Origin of the sequence: Brevundimonas sp. 'scallop', from assembly GCF_011045535.1 — a bacterium.
Taxonomy (GTDB): Bacteria; Pseudomonadota; Alphaproteobacteria; order Caulobacterales; family Caulobacteraceae; genus Brevundimonas; species Brevundimonas vesicularis.
This window is the reverse complement of the sequence record NZ_CP039382.1, coordinates 822,689-844,809: the sequence shown is the minus strand read 5'-3', so window position 1 is coordinate 844,809 and position 22,121 is coordinate 822,689. Positions and strand designations below refer to the sequence as shown.

Annotated in this window: 21 protein-coding genes and 2 tRNA genes; 12 read left to right on the top strand and 11 right to left on the bottom strand. The window is 66.0% G+C overall.

The window, feature by feature from the left end:
• Positions 1 to 209 precede the first annotated feature (209 nt).
• Positions 210 to 285 (top strand) — tRNA-Ala (locus E4341_RS04140).
• Between the two features lie 165 nt (positions 286 to 450).
• On the opposite strand, the gene E4341_RS04135 is transcribed toward E4341_RS04140, so the two are convergent.
• Complete coding sequence (locus E4341_RS04135) at positions 451 to 774, bottom strand: hypothetical protein (RefSeq protein ID WP_055803275.1); 324 nt, start codon at positions 772 to 774, stop codon at positions 451 to 453.
• An 80-nt stretch (positions 775 to 854) separates the two neighbouring features.
• Entirely contained in the window at positions 855 to 1,931 is a 1,077-nt protein-coding gene (rsgA, locus tag E4341_RS04130; RefSeq protein ID WP_165115378.1) for a ribosome small subunit-dependent GTPase A, read from the bottom strand.
• Between the two features lie 177 nt (positions 1,932 to 2,108).
• Between rsgA and E4341_RS04125 the strand changes: the two genes are divergently transcribed.
• Positions 2,109 to 2,360 carry a DUF2171 domain-containing protein gene (locus tag E4341_RS04125; protein ID WP_055805252.1) on the top strand — a complete coding sequence of 84 codons (252 nt, stop codon included), beginning with the start codon at positions 2,109 to 2,111 and terminating at the stop codon, positions 2,358 to 2,360.
• An 18-nt stretch (positions 2,361 to 2,378) separates the two neighbouring features.
• On the opposite strand, the gene E4341_RS04120 is transcribed toward E4341_RS04125, so the two are convergent.
• On the bottom strand, positions 2,379 to 3,032 hold the full coding sequence (locus E4341_RS04120; RefSeq protein WP_165115376.1) for a DUF1345 domain-containing protein: 654 nt from the start codon (positions 3,030 to 3,032) through the stop codon (positions 2,379 to 2,381).
• A gap of 146 nt (positions 3,033 to 3,178) precedes the next feature.
• On the opposite strand from E4341_RS04120, the gene E4341_RS04115 reads away from it, so the two are divergent.
• Positions 3,179 to 3,322, top strand: coding sequence for a hypothetical protein (locus tag E4341_RS04115; protein WP_165115374.1), 144 nt, complete (start codon positions 3,179 to 3,181; stop codon positions 3,320 to 3,322).
• Positions 3,323 to 3,421: 99 nt separating this feature from the next.
• Entirely contained in the window at positions 3,422 to 4,174 is a 753-nt protein-coding gene (locus tag E4341_RS04110; protein ID WP_165115372.1) for a DNA polymerase III subunit epsilon, read from the top strand.
• Between the two features lie 52 nt (positions 4,175 to 4,226).
• Here the strand turns inward: E4341_RS04110 and E4341_RS04105 are convergent.
• Positions 4,227 to 4,301, bottom strand: a tRNA-Val gene (locus E4341_RS04105).
• 136 nt (positions 4,302 to 4,437) lie between these two features.
• Positions 4,438 to 4,794: a cell cycle two-component system response regulator CpdR gene (gene cpdR / locus E4341_RS04100; protein WP_017506825.1), complete on the bottom strand. Its 357-nt coding sequence runs from the start codon at positions 4,792 to 4,794 to the stop codon at positions 4,438 to 4,440.
• A 112-nt stretch (positions 4,795 to 4,906) separates the two neighbouring features.
• On the opposite strand from cpdR, the gene E4341_RS04095 reads away from it, so the two are divergent.
• Entirely contained in the window at positions 4,907 to 5,731 is an 825-nt protein-coding gene (locus E4341_RS04095) for an N-formylglutamate amidohydrolase (RefSeq protein ID WP_165115370.1), read from the top strand.
• A gap of 261 nt (positions 5,732 to 5,992) precedes the next feature.
• On the opposite strand, the gene E4341_RS04090 is transcribed toward E4341_RS04095, so the two are convergent.
• A complete protein-coding gene (locus tag E4341_RS04090; protein WP_055803258.1) occupies positions 5,993 to 6,676 on the bottom strand; it encodes a DUF599 domain-containing protein in 684 nt (227 codons plus the stop codon).
• Positions 6,677 to 6,815: 139 nt separating this feature from the next.
• Here E4341_RS04090 and ppa point away from each other — a divergent pair, with 139 nt between their 5' ends.
• Positions 6,816 to 7,376, top strand: a complete 561-nt coding sequence (gene ppa, locus E4341_RS04085) for an inorganic diphosphatase (protein WP_066552596.1) — start codon at positions 6,816 to 6,818, stop codon at positions 7,374 to 7,376.
• 65 nt (positions 7,377 to 7,441) lie between these two features.
• On the opposite strand, the gene E4341_RS04080 is transcribed toward ppa, so the two are convergent.
• The gene (locus E4341_RS04080; protein ID WP_165115368.1) at positions 7,442 to 7,972 is read right to left on the bottom strand and encodes a GNAT family N-acetyltransferase; all 531 of its coding nucleotides are present in this window, start codon (positions 7,970 to 7,972) and stop codon (positions 7,442 to 7,444) included.
• A 135-nt stretch (positions 7,973 to 8,107) separates the two neighbouring features.
• Between E4341_RS04080 and hslU the strand changes: the two genes are divergently transcribed.
• Positions 8,108 to 9,409, top strand: a complete 1,302-nt coding sequence (hslU, locus tag E4341_RS04075; protein WP_112863498.1) for an ATP-dependent protease ATPase subunit HslU — start codon at positions 8,108 to 8,110, stop codon at positions 9,407 to 9,409.
• Here the strand turns inward: hslU and E4341_RS04070 are convergent.
• On the bottom strand, positions 9,399 to 10,703 hold the full coding sequence (locus tag E4341_RS04070) for a YihY/virulence factor BrkB family protein (RefSeq protein ID WP_240893614.1): 1,305 nt from the start codon (positions 10,701 to 10,703) through the stop codon (positions 9,399 to 9,401). The two genes, hslU and E4341_RS04070, sit on opposite strands and share 11 nt — an antisense overlap.
• 62 nt (positions 10,704 to 10,765) lie before the next feature.
• Between E4341_RS04070 and prmC the strand changes: the two genes are divergently transcribed.
• Both prmC and E4341_RS04060 read left to right on the top strand, forming a co-directional pair.
• Positions 10,766 to 11,677 carry a peptide chain release factor N(5)-glutamine methyltransferase gene (gene prmC, locus E4341_RS04065; protein WP_165115366.1) on the top strand — a complete coding sequence of 304 codons (912 nt, stop codon included), beginning with the start codon at positions 10,766 to 10,768 and terminating at the stop codon, positions 11,675 to 11,677.
• A 239-nt stretch (positions 11,678 to 11,916) separates the two neighbouring features.
• Positions 11,917 to 12,273 (top strand): endonuclease domain-containing protein, encoded by a 357-nt coding sequence (locus E4341_RS04060; protein WP_165115364.1) that lies wholly within the window; start codon positions 11,917 to 11,919, stop codon positions 12,271 to 12,273.
• A 229-nt stretch (positions 12,274 to 12,502) separates the two neighbouring features.
• Here E4341_RS04060 and E4341_RS04055 read toward each other — a convergent pair whose 3' ends face one another.
• A complete protein-coding gene (locus E4341_RS04055; protein WP_165115362.1) occupies positions 12,503 to 12,889 on the bottom strand; it encodes a hypothetical protein in 387 nt (128 codons plus the stop codon).
• An 88-nt stretch (positions 12,890 to 12,977) separates the two neighbouring features.
• Between E4341_RS04055 and E4341_RS04050 the strand changes: the two genes are divergently transcribed.
• Positions 12,978 to 13,735, top strand: a protein-coding gene (locus E4341_RS04050; protein WP_156796487.1) for an IS5 family transposase whose coding sequence is annotated in 2 segments (ribosomal slippage) — positions 12,978 to 13,299 and positions 13,299 to 13,735 — 759 coding nt in all. Because the reading frame shifts where the segments join, the coding sequence is not laid out codon by codon here.
• Positions 13,736 to 14,324: 589 nt separating this feature from the next.
• On the opposite strand, the gene clpB is transcribed toward E4341_RS04050, so the two are convergent.
• Positions 14,325 to 16,913: an ATP-dependent chaperone ClpB gene (clpB, locus tag E4341_RS04045; RefSeq protein ID WP_165115360.1), complete on the bottom strand. Its 2,589-nt coding sequence runs from the start codon at positions 16,911 to 16,913 to the stop codon at positions 14,325 to 14,327.
• Between the two features lie 173 nt (positions 16,914 to 17,086).
• On the opposite strand from clpB, the gene E4341_RS04040 reads away from it, so the two are divergent.
• The gene (locus E4341_RS04040; RefSeq protein ID WP_240893613.1) at positions 17,087 to 17,728 is read left to right on the top strand and encodes a LysE family translocator; all 642 of its coding nucleotides are present in this window, start codon (positions 17,087 to 17,089) and stop codon (positions 17,726 to 17,728) included.
• 22 nt (positions 17,729 to 17,750) lie between these two features.
• Here E4341_RS04040 and E4341_RS04035 read toward each other — a convergent pair whose 3' ends face one another.
• The gene (locus E4341_RS04035; RefSeq protein WP_205751351.1) at positions 17,751 to 20,054 is read right to left on the bottom strand and encodes an outer membrane beta-barrel family protein; all 2,304 of its coding nucleotides are present in this window, start codon (positions 20,052 to 20,054) and stop codon (positions 17,751 to 17,753) included.
• A gap of 160 nt (positions 20,055 to 20,214) precedes the next feature.
• Here E4341_RS04035 and E4341_RS04030 point away from each other — a divergent pair, with 160 nt between their 5' ends.
• Positions 20,215 to 22,116 (top strand): BCCT family transporter, encoded by a 1,902-nt coding sequence (locus tag E4341_RS04030; protein ID WP_165115358.1) that lies wholly within the window; start codon positions 20,215 to 20,217, stop codon positions 22,114 to 22,116.
• The last annotated feature ends 5 nt before the right edge of the window (positions 22,117 to 22,121 follow it).

Here is a 22,121-nt window from a genome sequence, read left to right as displayed (position 1 = left end):
CACCCGCCGCATTTCCCGTTAGGGAGACGCGGCGGGACAGCAGGCCTTTCACACCTTTCGGTTTGAAAAACCTGCGTATTTTCACCCTTGGGAACGCGGTGAAAATAAATCTCGAAACGGGCTTGATCGCAGAAAAAGCCTGACCTAGTTTCCGCCGCCTCGCCGGGGGCCATCGCAAGATGAACCGGGCGATCCAGACCGCCAGGTCCGGGGCTTTAGCTCAGTTGGTAGAGCGCTTGCATGGCATGCAAGAGGTCAGCGGTTCGACTCCGCTAAGCTCCACCATCGTCACCTCCGAGCACCGCAAGGTGTTCGGAGGGACGGCCATCCTCCCCGACATTTTCGATCCGCAGAAATCGCCATTCGGCGGGCGACCAGGCGCCCGTCTATTGTCCGATGACCGATGCGGCAGGCGGCTCGATCCGAACCTCCCGCCGCGATAGCCGCCGATCAGTTCTCGACTTCGGTCGACCCTTGCCGGAACTCTTCGGCCGGTACAAAGGCCGAGCCTTCTTCATCCAGCACCCAGACGCCGATCAGGGCGGGGTGATCCGGGGTGACGTCTTCGTCCAGCAGGTCGCCCTCATAGACGCCGACGTTGCTGTAATCGAAATCCAGCAGCAGCTGATCGGCCATGTCGATCATCTCGTCGGCCATGCGCCGTGCATAGCCCACCGCCTCGCTGGCGTCGGAAAAGTCGTCGGTCAGCGTGTTGACCTCTGCGGCCTCGCTGCCCTGAACGGCGCTGGTGGTGACGATGGTGAATGCGGACATGGTGATCTTTCTTGAGTCTAAGGACTTCACCTAGCCCGTTTGGCCCCGCAACACGTCGAAATTCGGTTGCGCCATCGACGCTATCGATCGGCCCCGCCGCGATCGTTGCGCTTCGTCGCGCGATAGACCTTCTGCAGGCCGCCCAGCCGCCGACGTTCCGCAGCCTTGGCGATCCGGTCCGCCTTGTCCCCCGCCGCCGCCAGTTCCGACTTCAGCTTCTGGAAATGCGCCCAGCGCGATCCCTCCAGCGTGCCGTCCGCCAGGGCCGCCTGGACAGCGCATCCCGGCTCGCTCACATGGCCGCAGTTGGTGAAGCGGCACTCCTGCATCAGGTGTTCGATATCGTCGAAGACCGCTTCCACACCCTCTTCGGCGTCGATCAGGCCCACTTCGCGGATGCCGGGCGTGTCGATGATGAGACCGCCGCCGGGCAGCGGGAGCAGCTGGCGGTGGCTGGTGGTATGCCGTCCCTGGTCGTCGGATGCGCGGATCGCCTGGGTCGCCATCCGATCCTCGTTCAGGAAGGCGTTGACCAGGGTGGACTTGCCGACACCCGACGAGCCGATCAGGACACAGGTCTCGCCCGGCTTCACCTGAAGACGCAGCGCCTCTAGGCCAACGCCTTCGCGCGCCGAGACGGTCAAGACCAGTGTCTGCGCCTCCAGCGCCGCCACCTGAGCGAGCTCGGCTTGGGGGTCGGCGCTGAGATCCGACTTCGTCAGAACGAGAACAGGCCGCGCTCCGCTGTCCATCGCGGCAGCCAGGAAACGCTGTATCCGGCGCGGATTCAGATCCGCATTCATCGAGGTGACGACAAAGGCCACGTCGATATTGGCCGCCAGGATCTGGGTTCGACGCACGCTGTCGGCCGCCCGCCGCACGAAGGCCGTGCGGCGAGGCAGGACGGCGTGGATGGTGGCGGCGCCGTCCTGAGGGTTCGGCGACAGCGCCACCCAGTCGCCCACCGCAGGGGGCCCAGTCTCCTGGGCTTCGTGCCGCAGTCGGCCGGACGCCTTGGCCTGAAGCTCGCCCGCATCCGTGACGACCAGATAGCCGTTGCGATGCTGGAGGATGACGCGGCCCGGCGTGTGACCGGCATGGGCATGCGGCGCAAACGCCGTCGCCCAGACCTCGGACCATCCATACTGTTCGATCAAGTCAACGGCATCCCTGTCGCTCGCGCTCCTCAGCCGGCTTGTGCTGAACACTGTCCCAAAGCCTTGCCAGTCGGCGGGGCCGCGAACAAGCATGCTCGCCGTCCCAGCGCCTCGGGAACGAAATGTCGGTCGGCGGCGCTCCGCTATCGAGACGATGTTCAGCGAGGAAAAACAGCGATGAGCGAGATCAAGGAAGGCATGGAAGTCATCGGAGCCGACGGCGTGCACGTCGGCGTCGTGGACCGGGTGGAGAGCGACCGAATCAAGCTGACGCGCCGCGAGAACACCGGCGCCCACGCCGATCACCACCACTATATCGAGAACGGTTTCGTCGCCGGCGTCGAGGGCGACAAGGTACGCCTGTCGGCCAACGCGGATGTCGCCGTCACGCTTGAAGAAGAGGAATCCGGTCGCCCGGTCGATCTCTGACCGAACGGCTCCGCGTGCCTAAAGCAGCGTCGCGGCCAGATTGACCGTCAGCGCCAGGATAACGGCGTTGAAGAACCAGGCGATCAGGCTGTGAAACGTCGCCAGACCGCGCAGCTTGCGGCTGGAGATCTGCACGTCGGCCGTCTGGTTCGCCACGCCGATGATCAGGGCGAAGTGTAGAAAATCCCAGTAGTCCGCGTCATCCTCACCCGGAAAGATCAGCCCGCCCTGATCGCCCTTGCCGTCGTCACTCGGGGCGTAGAAGCCGTGGGCGTAATGCAGGGCGAAGATGATGTGCACGTACAGCCACGACAGGCCGACGGTGCACACTGAAAAGACCGCCTGCCCGACGGTCGGCTTGCCGTCGCTGGCCACCATGGCGAGGACGAGGACCACGACGCTGGCTACGGCCGCCGCCATGCTGAGCGGCAGGACCATAACGCCCGCCTGATCCAGTTCCGCCGCGCGACGCCGCATCGCCTCCTGAGAACGCGCGCGGAAGATCCGCACAAAGGTGGCAACGAAAAAGGTCGCCACGCCCGCGTCCCAGCCGGCCGCCAGTCGCATCGGCCAGCCGACGCTGGCCGGCGCCAGCGCCGCGACGACCGCCAGGACCAGAAGCCCGAGCCATAGCGACAAATGCAGACGGAACAGGCGCGCGACAGATCCCATGCCGCGAGATTGCGCACTTCTAGCCGCACGTCCAGCGACCGCGCGGCCTGCGGAGAGGCTACGACAAAATGGATTTCGTCCCATTGAGGGACACGTCTGTCGGCGACGTCATAGAAGTGTCGCTTATCGTTTCGGGGGAAACGCGAATGCTGGTGTCGATCGTGATCGGCGAGGCTCTCTATCTGGCGCATCGCTGTCGGCGGCCCTTGATCGCCTCGCCCGTGGTGCTGGTCGGTCTGTGGGCCGTGATGACCGTCATGCCGCACGGGTCGATCCGTCTGCCGAACTGACGAGAGGCTGTCGGCGGTCTTTTCAGGCACCGGACCGAATCCGGCGTCCCAGGCGTTGTCAGGTGTGAACCCCACGCCGAGGACGCCCTGACCGACTTCATGCCATCCCCCCAACGCATCCGCGTCATCGACCTGGAGACGGCCGGATCCGGCCCTCAGGACGTCTGCGAGGTCGGCTGGCAGGACGTGGTGCGTGACGGGGCCGGCCCATGGCGTCTGGATATGACGCGCGGCGCCCGTTTCGTAAATCCCGGTCGGCCGATTTCGCCCGACACCATGGCGGTCCATCACATTCTGGACGAGTGGGTTCAAGACGCCGGCTATTGGAAGGCCGTCGCGCCGCCCATCCTTCGCCCGGAGACGGGCGTGATCGCCCTGGCGGCTCACCGGGCCAGCTTCGAGCAGCGGTATTGCACCCCTGCCCTGTCAGGCGGCGCAAGGTGGATCTGCACGTGGAAATGCGCCTTGCGGCTGTGGCCCGACCTGCCGCGCTTCTCCAACCAGATGCTGCGCTATGTGCGCCGGCCCGAGGGATTGGTGCACGAGCTGGGCCTGCCTGCGCATCGCGCCCTGCCCGACGCCTATGTCACCGCCCACCATCTGCGCGACCTGCTGAACCAAACGACCGTCGAGCAGCTTCTGGCCTGGAGCCGCGAACCTGGACTGTTGCCCCGCGTGCCCGCGGGCCCTGAACGCGGCAAAGCGTGGAGCGCGGTGGATGCTGACCGACTTCAGATCTTGGCGTCAGGACGCGACATCGACATCGCCTTCACCGCCGCGACGGAGCTTCGTCGCCGCGGCCTGACGACGGACACGGCCGTCCGGACGTCGGATCAGGGACGGCTGCTCTAGCGCGCAATCGCGAGCCAGGGCTGATGGCGACTGATCTGAAAAGAAAGGGAAATGGTGGACGCGACAGGGATTGAACCTGTGACCCCCTCGATGTCAACGAGGTGCTCTCCCGCTGAGCTACGCATCCGCCGTAGGGCTCCGAAAAACGTCTTCGGAGCGGGAAGAGCGGTCGTATAGCGGCGAGGCCGGTCGGCATCAAGCCGATTTAGCGGCAAGAATGCGATTTCTCGCCAAACGCTGCTCGGCCCAGCCGTCGTTAGTGTTCAGGCGGCGACCATCCGCTCGACCTCATTGACCAGATCGCGCAGGTGGACGGGCTTGGACAATACCTTGGCGTCCGGCGTGGCCTGGGCGGCGGTCAGGGCCACGGCGGCGAAGCCGGTGATAAACATGATGCGCAGGCCGGGTTGGCGGGCGGCGGCGACGCGGGCGACCTCGATCCCGTCGGCGCCCGGCATGACGATGTCGGTCAGCAGCAGGTCGTAGGGACCGTGTTCCAAGGCGTCGATCGCGTCGTCGCCGTTCTCGCAGTCGATGACCTGGTGGCCTGCCCGCTCCAGCGCGCGCGTCAGAAATCCGCGCAACGAACCGTCGTCTTCGGCCAGGAGAATACGCGCCATTCGAGAAACACCCTTGAAACAGACCGCAAATCTAGAGCCCGAACGGTAAACCGCCGATGAAATTCGCCGATCAGCCGACTTCCTTCCACAGCGAAACGCGCTAAGCGAAGGCATGACCGACGGCGGCGACAGCTTTTCGATCACCGCCCCGGCGGCGGACGCGCCCGCGACGGCGCTGATCTTCGCCTCGCCCCACTCGGGCGACCTCTATCCCGACGACATGGGCGCCGCGCCGGACCTGTCGCGCGCCAGCCTGAAAAGCGCCGAAGACGCCCTGGTCGGGCGCTTGGTCGCAGAGGGACCACGCAGAGGGGCCGCGCTGATCGAAGGGCGGATCGGCCGGGCCTATGTCGATCTGAACCGTGATCCCTCTGAGCTTGACCCGGTCTTGATCGAGGATCTGGAGGGGCCGGTGGGGGCCAAGACGGCCGCCGGTTATGGCGTGATTCCCCGATTGGCCGGCGACGGCACGCCGCTCTATGCGCGCCGGCTGACGCTGGCGGAGGCCACGCACCGCATCGCCAGGGTCCACGCCCCCTATCACCAAGCCTTGGGCGAACAGATGCAGACGACGCGCGCGACGCACGGACGAGCCGTGCTGATCGACTGGCATTCGATGCCGGCGCGCGCCGTCGGGGCCGAGGTCGTGCTGGGCGATCGATACGGCTCGGCCTGCAGTGCGCAGCTCAGCCGACGGCTGCGCGAGTTGTTCGAGGGCTTAGGCTGGCGCGTGGCGCAGAACCATCCCTACGCCGGCGGCTGGTCGACCCAGCGCTGGGGACGGCCGGACGAGGGCTACGAGGCCATCCAGATCGAGCTGAGCCGCAAACTGTATCTGGACGAGACGACGCTGGCGCCCAACGCGACCTACGCCAGGACGCAAAAGGCGCTGTCCCGCGTGATCGCCACCTTGTGCGCAGATGCGTGGTCGGCCTGACTGATCGCTGATCAGATCAAAAAAAAAGCCGCACCCGAGGGTGCGGCATTAAAAGTCTATAGGGAGGAAACGCCCAGGAAGGGCAAGACGCCCGGAGGCGTCAGAGGTCAACTTAGGTTGCGATGCACAATGGGTCAAGACCAATGCGCGCCTGCACGGTCACGCCTTGTTACGGAAATATGGCGGATCGCCCGACAAGACGGCGCTCTTTCGACCAAAGTCGGACGGGGCGCTCAATCTCGCAACTGCGAAAGGATCGGGTCAGTTGTCCAGCAGACGCCGTGCGTTGCGAATGGCGCGGGCGGCAGGTGACGCCTCTTGGCGATAGATCAACAGACCGAAGGATGAGGCGACGCCCAGCGCCAGCCACAGCGGTCCGAACAGCCAGGCCGCCGCCGCCAGGGCGAAATAATAGCCGCGCACACCCTGACTGAAGGAACTGAGCGCCGGGTTCAAAAGCTGGCCCGCCGCCTCGCTGAAGGCCTTGCGGTCGGTCTTGGTGTGGATCTCCGGCGCCGCGCCGATCAGCGCCAGGGCGTAGTTCATCTGGCGCAGCGCCCAGATAAAATCCAGAAAGCCGCGCGCCAGGCAGATCAGCACCAGCGCCAGCTTCGCCTCCAGAATCTTCATCGGCACGTTTTCGGCGCCGACGGCGGCGAACCCCTGAAGCGCGCTCTCGCCGCCGAACAGGATGCCTGCGACCGCCGCGATCAGCAGCAGGTTGGTGGAGGCGAAGAAGGAGGCGGAGTTGATCGAATGGCCCATCAGCTGGCTGTCAATCAGCTTCATCTCGCGATGGGTCATGGACTGCATCCAGGCCGCGCGGACATGCTCCATGTCCTGGTTCAGCGAGCCGCCCCGTCGGCTGATGAACGCCAGGATGGGGCTGTATCCCAGCCAGCAGATGAAGAAGAGGGCCAGCGCCGCCCAATCGGTCCAGGTCATGATCCAGATGTCCGCGATGATGCGCCGAGACGCAAGTCCGCCGGGCCCGTGTTCGCCACATGTCGCCCTTGCCGTGACGGGCCGGGGAGCCTATCACCCTTCGCCTTTCAAAGTTTCGCAGTCGCAGCAAAGACCCGCCATGAACCTCGACGCCATTCCCGTCGGCCCGAACGCTCCCTGGGACATCAACGTCATCATCGAAATTCCGCAGGGCGGCCTGCCGGTGAAATACGAGATGGACAAGGCCTCGGGCGCGCTGTTCGTCGACCGCTTCCTGCACACCGCCATGTACTATCCGGGCAACTACGGCTTCGTGCCGCACACCCTGTCGGACGACGGCGACCCCTGCGACGTGATCGTGCTGAACCCGACCCCTGTCGTTCCGGGCTGCGTCATCCGTTCGCGTCCTATCGGCGTGCTGAAGATGACAGACGAGGCCGGCGGCGACGAAAAGATCCTGGCCGTGCCGGTCGACAAGCTGAACCCCTACTACACCGAGATCGCCAGCTATCGTCAGCTGCCGGCCATCCTGATCGAGCAGATCGAGCACTTCTTCACCCGCTACAAGGACCTGGAGAAGGGCAAGTCGGTCAAGGTCGAGGGCTGGGGCGACGCCGGCGAGGCCGCCGACCTAATCGCCAAGGGCATGCAGGCCCACCAGGACAAGCTGGCCAAGAACAAGGCCGCCAACGCCGCCTGATCCGGGCGACAAGCGCGTGAAGCCTTAAGGCGTCCTCCGATCAGGGGACGCCTTTTTGCTGACCGTCAGACTCGCCACTCGTGTCGTAGAAGGGCGTACTGACACGTGTTGACGTAGATCGGCTGGCCCGCGGCGTCGTTCACGAACGAGATGAACTCGCGGAACAGTCCTTCTCGCCGCATGCCCAGCCGTTCGCAAAGCCTCTGTGACGCCAGATTGTCGTCCTCGACATAGGCGTACAGGCGACGGGCCGCCTTGTCCTTGAACAGATGGTCGACCAGGGCGCGAGCCGCTTCGGACGCATAGCCGGCGCCCCCATAGGCGCTGTTGAAGTTCCAGCCGATGGACCAGGTGTCCGGCGCCTCGAACGTTGCGAAGACATCACCGATGACATGGCCGTCGGCCTTGGACTGGACGGCGATATATTCGCCCTCGGCTCCGCGCTTGAGGACCTCCTCTTCGGCCGCCGCCATGTCCTGAAGCGTCATCGCGGCGAAACAGGCGGCGCGCGGCTGATGAAGGTAGGCGAACAGGTCTGCGGCGTCGCCGGCCTCAAAGCGTCGAATGGTCAGACGATCCGTTTGCAGAGGTGTCATCGTTGGCCTGTGGTGCAGCGTGCGCGGTCCTGACGACCGGCATGACGCCCTTTCGCCGATGACGATAGGATTTTGTGCACGCTGCGACGCCCCGCCCCTCTCCCGCAACGGTTCGGCCTCTCCTATCTGCGTCGCATGACCGAACTGACCCCCCGCGAGATCGTCTCCGAACTGGATCGCTATATCGTCGGCCAGAACGACGCCAAGCGCGCCGTCGCCGTCGCCCTGAGGAACCGCTGGCGCAGGAAGCGCGTGCCGGCCGACCTGCGCGACGAGGTGACGCCGAAGAACATCCTGATGATCGGCCCCACCGGCGTCGGCAAGACCGAGATCGCGCGCAGGCTCGCGCGGCTGGCCGGCTCGCCCTTCCTGAAGGTCGAGGCGACCAAGTTCACCGAGGTCGGCTATGTCGGCCGCGACGTGGATCAGATCGTGCGCGACCTGGTCGAAAGCGCCCTGATCATGGTGCGCGAGCGCCGGCGCGGCGACGTGCGGGCCAAGGCCGAGGCCGCCGCCGAGGACCGGATACTGGACGCCCTGGTCGGACCGGGCGCGGGGCCGGCGACGCGCGACAGTTTCCGAAAGAAGCTGCGCGCCGGAGAACTGGACGACAAGGAGATCGAGATCTCGCTGGCCGACACCGCTTCGCCGATCCAGGGGCTGGACATTCCGGGCGGCGGCAACGTCGGCCTGCTGAACCTGTCGGAGATGCTGGGCAAGATGGGCGGCGGGCGCACCAAGACCGTCAAGCTGGCCGTGCGCGACGCGACGACGCCCCTGATCGCCGAAGAGGGCGACAAGCTGCTGGACCAGGACAGCCTGACGCAGGAGGCGCTGAAACTGGCCGAGAACGAGGGCATCGTCTTCCTGGACGAGATCGACAAGGTGGCGGCCCGGCAAGGCGCATCCGGCGCGGACGTGTCGCGCGAAGGGGTGCAGCGCGACCTGCTGCCCCTGATCGAAGGCACCACGGTCTCGACGAAGTATGGGCCGGTGAAGACCGACCATGTGCTGTTCATCGCCTCGGGCGCCTTCCACGTCGCCAAGCCCAGCGACCTGCTGCCCGAGCTTCAGGGACGGTTGCCGATCCGGGTCGAACTGAAGGCTCTAACGCGCGACGACTTCAAGCGCATCCTGACCGAGCCGGAAGCCAATCTGATCCGTCAGAACCAGGCCCTGCTGGCGACCGAGGACGTGACCCTGACCTTCACCGACGATGCGGTCGAGGCGATGGCCGATGCGGCGGTGGCGGCCAACAGCGCGGTCGAGAACATCGGCGCGCGCCGGCTTCAGACCGTGATGGAGCGGGTGCTGGAAGAAACCAGCTTCAAGGCCTCGGACCTGTCGGGCCAGACCGTGACCTTCGACGGCGATGCGGTGCGCGAGAAGATGGACGCCCTGACCAAGGACGTCGATCTGAGCCGTTTCATTCTGTAGCGACGCGCTCGGCGGCCTTGCGGTTCTGGCGGCCGCGCAGGCGGTCCGCCACCCGCTCGGCCTGGCGCTGGGTGAAGGCGAGAGCTGCTGGGTTGCCGCGTCGGGCGCCGATGCTGTCGGCGACCTTGGCGCCGCGCTCGCCGATCGGCAGGGGCTTGCCGGTCGTGGTGTCCACGGCGGTCTGGTGCTCGATCTCGGCGTTCAGCTCGGCGCCCATCAGGATCACCTGCACCGACAGCCAGGTCCACAGCAGAAAGCCCATCATGGCCGCCAGCGGGCCGTAGCTGTCGGTCCGCACGAAGTTCGACAGATACCAGCTGAACAGGAAGGACACGGTCAGGCTGAGCACCGCCGAGAAGATCGCGCCCGGCGTGACCCAGCGCCAGCGCGCGCGCTGACGGCAGGGGCCATAGCGGTAGATGACGGTCAGGGCCGCGATATAGCCCGCCAGCAGCAGCGGCCAGCGCAGCGGGGCGATCAAGCCCCACTCCTCCTCCAGCCCGAACAGCCGCACCACCACCGGCACGCCGACGACCAGGACCGAGGTCAGCAGCACGGCGATGATAGCCCCGACGGTGAAGGCCATGCAGATCAGGTTGTAGCGCACGATGTTGCGGCGCTCGACCTCGTGATACGCGACGTTCAGGCCGTAGAACAGCACCTTGACCGCCCCGTTGGCCGTCCACAGCGACAGGGCCAGGGTCCAGATCAGGGTGAAGGTCAGCTGACTGTTGGAGTTCTCGGCCAGCCGCTGCATCTCCCCGCCCAGGAACTCGGCGATGCTGTCGGGCAGTAAGGCGTAGAGGAACTGCAGCCGGCCCCAGGCGTCGGCCGGATCGGCGAACAGGCCGTAGAGGGTCACGAACGTCCCGAGGAGCGGGAACAGCGACAGCAGGGTGAAGAAGGTCACGCCGCCGGCGACGAAGCCGACCCGGTCGCCGAAATAGGACCCGCCGGTGCGCCACACGATGTCGGACCAGCCCCTGTGCGGAATGTGCTCGGGCCGTTTGGCCATGCGGCCGCGACCGGGCTCCTGGGCCTCATAGTCCTCGGGCGTCGGGACCTTGGGCGGCAGGGGCTCGGGGCGGGGGGCGCGCAGCTCGACCCCGACCTTGTGCCCCTGGCTGTAGAGCAGGTGGGCGGCGCCGGCGCCGGCGGCCAGACCCCCGGCGGCGGCGGCCAGGAACTTCCACACCCGGCCGCGCTCGGCCTGCGCTGGCGCGCGGGCGAAAAGGTTGCGAAGCGGGGCGAGGCGGGAGGGGCGGCGCGCAGTCATCCCGACGCGAACGGTCAAGCTGGCCTCGCGTTCCTCCCGTCGCGCTTGAAATCGGCGCCGGGCCGGGCCAATCAACGCCCATGACCGACCCCATCACGCCCAAGTCCGACACCGACGCCCCGACCCTGCTGACCGCCTGGAAGGCGGCGCAGGCCCGGCTGAAGACCGGCCGCATCGACAGCCCCGCCATCGACGCCCGCCTGCTGCTGGAGGCCGCCGCCGGCGCCAGCCGCATGGACATCCTCACCGACCCCTATCGGCCCATCACCGCCGACCAGCTGAGCGCCTATGAGGCCATGGTCGAGCGCCGGCTGAAGCGCGAGCCCGTCTCGCGCATCGTCGGCAAGAAGGGCTTCTGGAAGATCATGCTGAACGTCACCCCCGACGTCCTCAGCCCCCGCCCCGACACCGAGACCCTGATGGACGTCTCCATGCTGGCCTTCGGCAAGACCGAGGCCTTCGACGCCATCGACCTGGGCACCGGATCCGGCGCGATCCTGTTGGCGCTTCTGGCCGAGCGGCCGGCCGCGCGCGGGGTCGGCACCGACATCTCGTCCGAGGCGCTGGCGGTGGCCAAGGAGAACGCCGCCAACCTGGACCTGAACGAGCGCGCGACCTTCCTGCGCACCGAATGGGCCGCGGGCTTCGGCGACGCCAGCTTCGACCTGGTGCTGTCCAACCCGCCCTATATCCCGACCGACCATATCGCGACCCTGGACCCGGAGGTCCGCGATCACGACCCGCACCTGGCCCTGGACGGCGGCCCGGACGGCTTGCAGGCCTATCGCGACCTGGCGCCCGAGGTGAAACGCATCCTGAAGCCGCTGGGCGTCTTCGCCGTCGAGATCGGCTTCGATCAGGGCCCGCAGGTCAAGGAACTGTTCGAGGCCGCCGGCTTCACCGACGTCAAGATCATCAAGGACCTGGGCGAACGCGACCGCGTCGTCACCAACGGCCCGGATCCCCGGACCAATCCCATCCCGCAGGACTGACCGAGATCAGACGGTCGGCTGACAAAAACACCGTCTAATTCGTCTAATTCGTCTGATCTGGCCCTCCCCGACCGTGCGATGCGTCCCCTGCGGACGAACCGAGACAGGATCGCACGGTTTGAGGGCGTGTGCAGGATGATGACGCTGGCGGGCGGCAGGGTATTGAAATCGTTGGCGGTATCCGTCGCAGATGCGCGGAATGGCGGCTCTGCGTTAGGGTGCGCCGAGAGGAGCCGCCCATGACCACCAACCGCCTGACGCCGCGCGCTCGCGGACTGCGCCAAGTCGGCGGGTTAGCCGAGGAGCGGATCTGGGCGCGGTTGCGCGACGGCGCCGTCGACGGTTGGAAAGTGCGACGCCAGCACCCGGTCGGCCGGTTCGTGGTCGATTTCGCCTGCGTGCCGCTGCGCCTGGTCATCGAGATCGACGGCGGAGTGCATGAGCGCGACGAGGTCGTCTTGAACGACCACTATCGCCAGCAGGCGATCGAGGCGCTGGGCTGGACCGTCATCCGCTTCACCAACGCCGAAGCCCTGGCCGACCCCGCCCGCATCGACGCCGCCATCCGCGACCGCGCGAAGACGCTGGGTCTATGACCTCCCTCTCCCATTGGGAGAGGGCTTGAGCGCCCGAGAGCGCAGCGAGCGGCCTTGCGCGAAAGGGTGAGGGTCGTCTGTCCCCGGCCATCCTCTGCGGCCCGACCGCTGCGACGGCTCGCGCCGACTTCAGCACTCGACCCTCATCCGTCCGCTTCGCGGCCACCTTCTCCCAATGGGAGAAGGATAGCTCTGACCTACCGCCAGCGCTCACCCTCTCAAGGCTGCCTTAAAAGGGCATCATATCTTTGAGCTTACCGATGATAGCATCGACAGCTTTGTCAGCGCCCTTCATCTGACGCTTCGCCGTCCGCACCGTATTTGCCATCAACTCATAGTAGCTCTCAGCATTGCGCGTTGGCGCGTATCCGCCACGCGATATGTCGACATCTGTAAATTTGTCTATCTCAGATTCCCACTCGTCGAAAATAACGACGTGATAGTCACTTTCCGAAAACTCAGAATTTCGTTCATAAATCTCAATGCTATAATCACCGAGAGTTGTCCGAATTCCGTCGTACACACGAGGCTCGACCCATTTAATCGTTTCATAGATCGTATTTTGGGCAAGTTCCTCGATCAAGACTCTATGTTTTTGCGTGGCATCTTCGATCATTTGACCACTTTCTCAAAACGAGTGCTAGGCTCAGGACCCATTGATGTGATGTGCTCGATCTGATTCAGGCTCTGTAAGGAGACTGGATATGAGCGACCTCTATTGGCTGACGGACGAGCAGATGGCGCGGCTGCAGCCGCACTTCCCCAAGAGCCACGGCAAGCCCAGGGTGGATGATCGTCGGGTGTTGAGCGGGATCATCTTCGTCAACCGCAACGGGCTTCGCTGGCGTGACGCGCCGCCGGTCTATGGCCCACACAAGACGCTGTACAACCGCTGGAAGCGTTGGAGCGAGGCCGGGATCTTCATCCGGATGATGGAGGGACTGTCCGGCGCTCAGGCCGAACGGCGCACCCTCATGATCGACGCGACCTATCTCAAGGCGCACCGTACGGCTTCGAGCCTCGCGGTAAAAAAGGGGGTCTTGGGCGGCTCATCGGACGCACCAAAGGCGGCATGAACACCAAGCTTCACGCCGTAACCGATGCGAACGGACGCCCCATCAGCCTGTTCATGACGGCAGGCCAGGTCAGCGACTACACCGGTGCTGCGGCCCTGCTGGACAGCCTTCCCAAGGCCCAATGGCTGCTGGGCGACCGGGGCTATGACGCAGACTGGTTCAGGGACGCTTTGGAGGCCAAGGGCATCACGCCCTGCATCCCCGGTCGAAAATCCCGGACCGCGCCTATCCGTTACGACAAGCGCCGGTACAAAAGCCGAAACCGCATCGAAATCATGTTCGGCCGGCTCAAGGACTGGCGTCGCGTCGCCACCCGCTACGATCGGTGCCCGACCGTCTTCCTGTCCGCCATCGCCCTCGCCGCTACAGTGCTATTCTGGCTATGAGTCCTGAGCCTAAGTCGCGTCGCTGACAGATGAAACGCAGAAAGAGTTTCAATCGCTTTGGGTGCGCTCACAGACTGAGAACCCTTTGATTGACTTCGGATTATCTTAGTCTGCAATAATGTTAGGGTATTGCCCATGCTATTTAGCGTCGCACGATCTGCTGCATCAAGCCGATCGTGTAGATCGTGCAGCCGCACTACGGATACTTGCGCCTCGCGCAAGCTATCGACAGCGTGGTTCCAGCCACCGCTTCCAATATGTCTAAGGCTCTCTTTCAGAGAAGAAACTAATCTGGTTACTTCAAATGCCGCATCAAAACGCAAAGCTTCGCTTTTTGCCTGCTTAGCAGCTATTTCCGCTGCGCGAGCAGCGGAGCGAGTTTTCTGAATTTGCCAGAACGTAAGCCCGAAACCAACGAACGTGAGGATGAAAGACCATCCTGACACTGATGCCGAGTTTTCAGCGGCGAACAACCATACTCGGAGCTTTTCCAGTCAGTGTTCCTCCAGCCAGCTAGTTTAAAAGACAATGTTCTTTTTCCAACGTCAATAGCTCTAGTATTGGCCATCATCTAAATGCCCAGTTGGCTTTAATGCACCCGCATCTTCCCGATCTCCAACCCGCCTTCGCCGGCGGTGACGGCGATCACGCCGCCGTCCTCGATCTCGCCAGCCAGCAGTTTGCGCGCGATCGGGTCGACCAGATCCTTCTGAATGACGCGTTTCAACGGGCGCGCCCCATAGGCGGGGTCGTAGCCGCGGTCGGCGAGCCAGGCCAGGGCGCTGTCGTCCAGGTCCAGGGTCAGGCGGCGGTCGGCGAGCAGCTTCTCGAAGCGTGACAGCTGGATGCGGACGATGCCGCCCATCTGGTCGCGACCCAGGCGGTGGAACAGGATGATCTCGTCGATCCGGTTCAGGAACTCGGGCCGGAAGTGGGCGCGCACGGCGTCCATGACGAAGGGGCGCACGGCCTCGACATCGTCCCCCTCGCCCTGATCGGCCAGATACTGGCTGCCCAGGTTGGAGGTCATGATGATCAGGGTGTTCCTGAAATCGATGGTGCGGCCCTGGCCGTCCGTCAGGCGGCCGTCGTCCAGCACTTGCAGCAGCACGTTGAAGACGTCGGGGTGGGCCTTTTCGACCTCGTCGAACAGGACGACCTGATAGGGGCGACGACGCACGGCCTCGGTCAGGGCGCCGCCCTCGTCGTAGCCGACATAGCCGGGAGGGGCGCCGATCAGGCGCGAGACGCTGTGTTTCTCCATATATTCCGACATATCCAGGCGGGTGATGGCCGCCTCGTCGTCGAACAGGAAGTCGGCCAGCGCCTTGGTCAGTTCGGTCTTGCCCACGCCGGTCGGGCCCAGGAACAGGAAGCTGCCCAGCGGACGGTTGGGGTCGTTCAGGCCGGCGCGGGCGCGGCGAACGGCGTCGGAGACGGCGGCCAGCGCCTCGTCCTGACCCACCACGCGACCGCCGAGCGCAGTCTCCATCTGGAGCAGTTTTTCGCGTTCGCCCTCCAGCATCTTGTCGACGGGCACGCCGGTCCAGCGGCTGACAACGGCGGCGATCTGTTCGGCGTCGACGACCTCGGGGGTCAGGGGGCCCTTGCCGGAGGTCTCATTGGCCTCGGCTTCTTCGAGCTGCTTTTCGATCTGGGGGATCTGACCGTAGGCGATCTCTGACGCGCGGCCCAGGTCGCCGGCGCGCTGGGCGTTGGCGAGTTCCAGGCGCAGGCGGTCCAAGGTTTCGCGCAGCTGGGCGCCCTGGCCGACCTTGTCCTTTTCGGCCTTCCACTGGGTGGTCAGGTCGTCGGACTGGCCTTCCAGATCGGCGATCTCGTCCTCCAGCTTTTCCAGACGGTGTTGGGAGGCCTGGTCGGTTTCCTTCTTCAGGGCCTCGCGTTCGATCTTGAGCTGGACCAGGCGGCGGTCGATCTCGTCCAGGGCCTCGGGCTTGGAATCCACGGCCATGCGCACGCGGCTGGCCGCCTCGTCGATCAGGTCGATGGCCTTGTCCGGCAGGAAGCGGTCGGTGATGTAGCGGTTCGACAAAGTGGCTGCGGCCACAATCGCGCTGTCGGAAATGCGCACGCCGTGGTGGACCTCGTACTTCTCCTTCAGGCCGCGCAGGATGGAGACGGTGTCCTCCACCGTCGGTTCGGCAACGAAGACCGGCTGGAAGCGGCGGGCGAGCGCGGCGTCCTTTTCGACGTGCTTGCGGTATTCATCCAGGGTCGTGGCGCCGACGCAGTGCAGCTCGCCGCGCGCCAGCGCAGGCTTCAGCAGGTTGGACGCGTCCATGGCCCCGTCGCCCTTTCCGGCGCCGACCAGGGTGTGCATCTCGTCAATGAACAGGATGATGCCGCCCTCAGCCGCCGAGACCTCGGACAGGACGGATTTCAGCCGCTCCTCGAACTCGCCGCGATACTTCGCGCCGGCGATCAGGCTGCCCATGTCCAGCGCCATGACGGTCTTGTCGCGCAGGGATTCGGGCACATCGCCGTTGACGATGCGCAGGGCCAGGCCCTCGACGATGGCGGTCTTGCCGACGCCGGGCTCGCCGATCAGGACGGGGTTGTTCTTGGTGCGGCGGGCCAGGACCTGGATGGTGCGGCGGATTTCTTCGTCGCGGCCGATGACCGGGTCGATCTTGCCGTCGCGGGCCGCCAGGGTCAGGTCGCGGGCGTAGCGTTTCAGGGCGTCATAGCCGTCCTCGGCGCCGGCGCTGTCGGCGGTCTTGCCCTTGCGCACCTCAGCGATGGCGGCCTCCAGCTTGTCGGCCGTGGCGCCGGAGGATTTCAGCACCTCGGCGGCGACCCCGCCTTCCCTGGCGAGCGCGGCCAGCAGCCGTTCGGTGGTGACGAACGCGTCGCCGGCGGTCTTGGAGGCCGCCTCGGCGGCGGCGAAGACGCGCGCGGTGTCTCCATCCAGATAGAGCTGGCCCGAGCCGCCGGTGACCTGGGCGCGCTTCTTCAGCGCGGTTTCGACATCGGCCTCGGCGCGGCGGGCGTCGCCGCCGGCGGCGGTGATCAGGTTGCGGGCCAGGCCGTCGCGTTCCTCCAGCAGCACCTTGAGCAGATGCTCGGGCGCGAACTGCTGGTGACGGCGGGCCAGGGCCAGCGACTGGGCCGACTGGACGGCCTGTTTGGCGCGGTCGGAATAGAGTTCGAGATTCATGGTTTCAGTCCCCTCGGGAGGCGGATGGATTTCAGCGCGCCCTCTGCCAAGCAGCGCGCCGTTGAGATCGAGGTGGGTGTGACGATCGGGTCACACAAGGGGTCCGCTGGGCGGCTTTCGGGGCTGTCCGTTTCGCCGCCGCGCGCCTAGGCTCTGGCGAACAGGAGCGCCTCGTGATCGCCCATTCCGCCTGGCCCGTCGATCCGGCCGTCGTCGGCCCCTTTCTGATCGCCGTGGCGCTGATCGAGCTGACGCCGGGGCCGAACATGGGCTGGCTGGCGCTGGTCGCCCTGGCGCGGGGACGGCTGGCCGGTTTCGCGGCTGTGGCGGGCGTGACCCTGGGGCTGGCGGTGTGGATGCTGGCGGCCGCCTATGGGCTGACGGAGGTCTTTTCCGTCTGGCCGCCGCTGTATCAGGGCCTGCGTTGGGCGGGCGTGCTGTTTCTACTGTGGCTGGCGTGGGAGGCCTGGCGCGCGCCGACGATCGAGGCGGCGCCGACGCCGGACGGCCGCTCGCTGCGCGGCCTGTTCGTGCGCGGCCTGATGGGCAATCTGCTGAACCCCAAGGCCGCGGTCTTCTACGTCGCCCTGCTGCCGACCTTCATGCGACCGGACCACGGCGCGCCGCTGAGCCAGGCCCTGACGCTGGGAAGCCTGCATCTGGCGGTCGCCGTCCTGGTGCACAGCCTGATCGTGATCGGCGGCGCGGGCGCGGCGCGACTGGCGCCCCGGATGCAGGGTCGCGCCCTGCGCGCGGTGATGGCCGGCGGCCTGATCGTGGTCGCCGCCTGGCTGGCCTGGGAGACGCGGACCTGAGCCCGCGCCTCCCGTCAGGTCGTCAGCCCCCGGTCGGGCCGGTCGAGAAGTCGAACTGTTCCGGCTGGCGGCGCGGACCGCCGAAGTTCCAGGTCAGGCCGATGTAGAAGGCCCGCAGCTTGATGTCCTGCTCCGAGCGTTCGCGGAACTGCGGCGTCTCGTAGATGGTCGTGGTGTTGAAGGTGTTGAAGATATCCCGCGCGGTGAAGTTGAACGACAGCTGCTCGTTCAGCTTCCTGCGATAGCCCAGATTGACCATGCCGCCGGCCTCGCGCCTTCCCTGGGCCAACAGGCTGTCGCCCTGCCAGAAGCTGGAGACCTGGACGAAGTCCTTGGCGGTCGGCTGCCAGTTCAGGCTGAGACGGCCGCTGGCCAGGGTGGCCTCGCGGTCGCCGCCGCCGACGACAGCGCCCGAGTCGATCTCCTGACGGAAGACGTTGACGCTGGCGCTGTAGCGCAGGGTCGGATGCAGACGCCCGTTCGCCGTCGCCTCCACGCCTAGGTCGCGACGCGAGCCCAGGTTTTCCGGACGGGTCAGGAAGACGCCGCCGCCGATGTCGGACGCCACGTCGGTGAAGGCCTTGTCGGTGTTCCGCAGATAGGCGGTGGCCTGATAGAAGCTCTGGCCCTTTCGCATCTGCCACATGGCCTCGAAGCTGTCGGTCTCCTGCGGCTCCAGATCAGGATTGCCCGAGCGGACGTTCAGCGGGTCCTGATAAACGACGAAGGGATTCAGCTGGCTGGGCTGGGGCCGCTGGATGCGGCGCGAATAGCTGGCGCGCAAGGTCTGTTCGGGCGTCAGCTGATACTGGAGGTGGGCGGTCGGATAGGCGCGGAAATAGTCCTGAGACGCCGAGGCGCCGCCGGTCAGATCCTTGATCTCGATGTCCGCCTGCTCAAGCCGCAGACCCAGTTGTGCCGACAGCTTCTCGCCCAGCGGCCGCTCATAGGTGGTGTAGAGGGCATGCACCGTCTGGGTCGCTTCGAAGCGGTTGTTCAGGGCCGGAACCGGCGCCAAGGCCGCCTGCGAGGGACCGCGCAGGAACTCGGCGTCCTGCTCGGGACGCTGGGCGTTCAGCTCATAGCCCAGGCGCAGCTTGCCGCCGTCGGACATCGGGCGGGTATAGGCGCTGGTGAAGCCCCAGGTCACCTGATCGACCGCGGTCCTGGTCCGTTCGTACAGAGCCGCGCCCGCCGGGGTCAGGAAGGTGGTCAGGGTCTGGCTGGTGGTGTCGTTGGCGTTGGAATCGTAGCGCAGTTCGTTGGACCACTCGTGGCCGTCGCCGTCGAAGCGGCGCAGAACGCGCGCCGTGGCGCCCCAGTTGTTGAAGGTGAAGTCGGAATCGCCGACCCGGCGATAGGCGCTGGTCACCGCGCCGGCGGCGTTGCGGGTTTCATACAGGCCGTCGCCCGACCCAGTGCCGTCGAAGGCCACGCCGCGCAGTTCGCCGGTCAGCTGGGTCTTGTCGTCCAGTTTGTATTCGGCGGTGAAGCGGGCGAAGGCGCCGTTCTGCTCGGACTCGACCGGCTGTTCGACCGTCGTTGTCGACACTACCGCGCCGGTGACCGGATCCAGCTGTTCGCGGACGCGGTTGAAGGTCAGTTCGGTCGGATCGGAGCGATAGCTGGCGTCGCCCGACAGGGTCAGGCGATCCTTCTGGTACGAGCCGCTGAGGCCCGCGTTCCAGCGGCCGTTGTCGCCGACGTTGACGCGCAGCGAGCCGGTCGTCTGGGTCCCCGGCTTGGGCGCCGTGGGCTTGGTGATCAGGTTGATGACCCCGCCCGAACCCTCGGGGCTGTAGGCGGCGGACGGATTGGTCATGACCTCGATACGGGCGTACTGGCTGGCCGGCAGCTGGATCAGGGCCTGACCGCGACCGGGGCCGGTCAGGATGCCGGACGGGCGGCCGTCGACCAGAATGGTGACATTGGCGTCGCCGCGAAGCGACACATTGCCCTCCGGGTCCACGTCCACCGACGGCACGTTGCGGAGCGCGTCGGCCAGACTGCCCGTCGTCGCCTGAAGATCGTTGGCCAGGCTGTAGCTGACCGAGTCGATCGAAGTGCGCACGTCATTGGCGCGGGCGTTGACGACCACGTCGCCGACGCTGGCGGGCTGCTGTTGCTGGGCCGGTTCGGTCGTCTGAGTGCGCGGCGCGGGCGTCTGGGCCGCCGTCGCCGGGGTTTGGGCGGCGGGCTGGCTCGTCGTCGCCGGCGGCGGGGTGTGCGAGGCGGTCTGGGACGAATTCTGGGATTGAGCCAGAGCGGCGCCGGGCAGGGCGACGGCGGCCGCACCCAGCATGAGAACGAGTTTGGAAGAGGTCATGCCCCGGCGATCCTGAAAGAGTGCGCGGGCGTCTGTTTGCGCCCGTCGATAAGCCTGACTATCGACGTTACTTTGAATCGCAAAGTTACATCTTCTTCATCGAGACGGCGCGGTTGTGGCCAAGCTGGGAACTGTCAGCTTCGCCATACGCTTTGACCCGATGCTGACCACGAAGATGAACCCCCGCGTGTTCTGGGGCGCGAGCGCCATCATCGCGCTGCTACTCCTTGTCGCTATCGTCGCGCCGGGAGAATCCGACCGCCTGTTCCAGAGTGTTCAGGCCTGGGTGATCGACACCTTCGGCTGGCTTTATATCGCCTCGGTCGCCGCCTTCGTGGGGCTGGTGCTGGTGCTGGCGATCGGCCCCACGGGCGCGCTGAAGCTGGGGCCGGACGACGCCGAGCCAGACTTTCCCTATCTGTCCTGGCTGGCCATGCTGTTCGCCGCCGGCATGGGGATCGGCCTGATGTATTTCGGCGTCGCCGAGCCGATCCAGCACTATATCAATCCGCCCGAGGGCGCCGGCCGCACCTTCGACGCCGCGCGTCAGGCCATGGGCATCACCTTCTTCCACTATGGGGCGCACGCCTGGTCGATCTATGCGCTGGTGGGCCTCAGCCTGGCCTTCTTCGCGCACCGCAAGGGTCTGCCGCTGACGCTGAGGTCGGGCCTGTCGCCCTTGTTAGGCAAGCGCGTCAACGGGCCGATCGGCGATGCGGTCGACATCTTCGCCATCTGGGGCACGGCGTTCGGCATCGCCACGTCTCTGGGTTTCGGCGTGTCGCAGATGAACAGCGGCCTGACCTATCTGCTGGGCATTCCCAACACGGCCTGGGTTCAGGTCGGGCTGATCGTCGTGGTCATGGCGGCGGCGACCGCCTCGGTCATGAGCGGGGTCGGCAAGGGGGTGCGCCGTCTGTCGGAGCTGAACCTGGTTCTGGCGGTGCTGCTGATGCTGTTCGTGCTGGTGGTCGGGCCGACCGGCTTCCTGTTCAAGGCCCTGGTCCAGAACTTCGGCTTCTACCTCAGCCATTTCGTCGAGCGGACCTTCACCCTCTACGCCTATGAGCCGCGCGCCTGGATGGCGGACTGGACCCTGTTCTACTGGGCCTGGTGGATCGCCTGGTCGCCGTTCGTTGGGATGTTCATCGCCCGGATTTCACGCGGGCGAACAGTGCGGGAGTTCCTGCTGAACGTGTTGCTGGTGCCGGCCGGCTTCACCTTCCTGTGGATGACGGTCTTCGGCAATACGGCGATCAGCCTGGACATGGGCCAGGCGGCAGGCGCGATTTCCAACGCCGTCTCGGCCGACCTGTCGACCGCCCTTTTCTACTTCCTGGAGCAACTGCCGGGCGCGGCCTTCACCTCGGGCCTGGCGATCCTGCTGGTGGCGGTCTTCTTCGTCACCTCCGCCGATTCGGGGGCCCTGGTGATCGACACCATCGCCTCCGGCGGCGCCGACGACACGCCGCGCTGGCAGCGGGTCTATTGGTGCCTGCTGCTGGGCCTGATCGCCGCCACCCTGCTGCTGGCGGGCGGGCTGGGCGCACTGCAGGCCGCCACCCTGGCCGCCGCCCTGCCCTTCGTCCTGATCATGATCCTGCTATCGATCGGCCTGGTGCGCCAAATGAACGCCGACGTCGCGGGTCGCAGTCTGGAGACCGAAGGCGCGCCCCTAGCGCAGCAGCTGAAACGCATCCTGGCCCCGGCCAGCCGCAGCGATATCAACGATGAGATCGAGCGCCACGGCCTGCCCGCGCTGGAAACGGTTCACGCCGCCATGGAGGCCGAGGCGGCGGACTCCGAGATCGGGCGCGACGACGGCGTCGCCTGGCTGACGGTCAAACAGGGCGAGCGCACCTTCATCTATCGCCTGGGCGCTCGCTCGCGTCCGCGTCCCGCCGTGACCCAGCGCGAGACGCCCGAAGGCCGCCGCCTGCTGGAATGGCGACTGACCGCCCAGACCGGCCAAGGCGAACGCCCCCACGACATCACCGGCTTCACCCGCGACCAGATCGTGACCGACGTGCTGGAAAAGCTGCAACGCTGGCGACTGGCGTAGAGACC

Coding starts and splice junctions, on each gene's coding strand:
- E4341_RS04055 (WP_165115362.1), bottom strand. CDS start 12,889: ATGATCGAAGATGCCACGCAAAAACATAGAGTCTTGATCGAGGAACTT.
- E4341_RS04060 (WP_165115364.1), top strand. CDS start 11,917: ATGACCACCAACCGCCTGACGCCGCGCGCTCGCGGACTGCGCCAAGTC.
- E4341_RS04110 (WP_165115372.1), top strand. CDS start 3,422: ATGCCATCCCCCCAACGCATCCGCGTCATCGACCTGGAGACGGCCGGA.
- ppa (WP_066552596.1), top strand. CDS start 6,816: ATGAACCTCGACGCCATTCCCGTCGGCCCGAACGCTCCCTGGGACATC.
- cpdR (WP_017506825.1), bottom strand. CDS start 4,794: ATGGCGCGTATTCTCCTGGCCGAAGACGACGGTTCGTTGCGCGGATTT.
- prmC (WP_165115366.1), top strand. CDS start 10,766: ATGACCGACCCCATCACGCCCAAGTCCGACACCGACGCCCCGACCCTG.
- E4341_RS04120 (WP_165115376.1), bottom strand. CDS start 3,032: ATGGGATCTGTCGCGCGCCTGTTCCGTCTGCATTTGTCGCTATGGCTC.
- E4341_RS04035 (WP_205751351.1), bottom strand. CDS start 20,054: ATGACCTCTTCCAAACTCGTTCTCATGCTGGGTGCGGCCGCCGTCGCC.
- E4341_RS04135 (WP_055803275.1), bottom strand. CDS start 774: ATGTCCGCATTCACCATCGTCACCACCAGCGCCGTTCAGGGCAGCGAG.
- E4341_RS04030 (WP_165115358.1), top strand. CDS start 20,215: ATGCTGACCACGAAGATGAACCCCCGCGTGTTCTGGGGCGCGAGCGCC.
- hslU (WP_112863498.1), top strand. CDS start 8,108: ATGACCGAACTGACCCCCCGCGAGATCGTCTCCGAACTGGATCGCTAT.
- E4341_RS04125 (WP_055805252.1), top strand. CDS start 2,109: ATGAGCGAGATCAAGGAAGGCATGGAAGTCATCGGAGCCGACGGCGTG.
- E4341_RS04095 (WP_165115370.1), top strand. CDS start 4,907: ATGACCGACGGCGGCGACAGCTTTTCGATCACCGCCCCGGCGGCGGAC.
- clpB (WP_165115360.1), bottom strand. CDS start 16,913: ATGAATCTCGAACTCTATTCCGACCGCGCCAAACAGGCCGTCCAGTCG.
- E4341_RS04115 (WP_165115374.1), top strand. CDS start 3,179: ATGCTGGTGTCGATCGTGATCGGCGAGGCTCTCTATCTGGCGCATCGC.
- E4341_RS04080 (WP_165115368.1), bottom strand. CDS start 7,972: ATGACACCTCTGCAAACGGATCGTCTGACCATTCGACGCTTTGAGGCC.
- E4341_RS04090 (WP_055803258.1), bottom strand. CDS start 6,676: ATGACCTGGACCGATTGGGCGGCGCTGGCCCTCTTCTTCATCTGCTGG.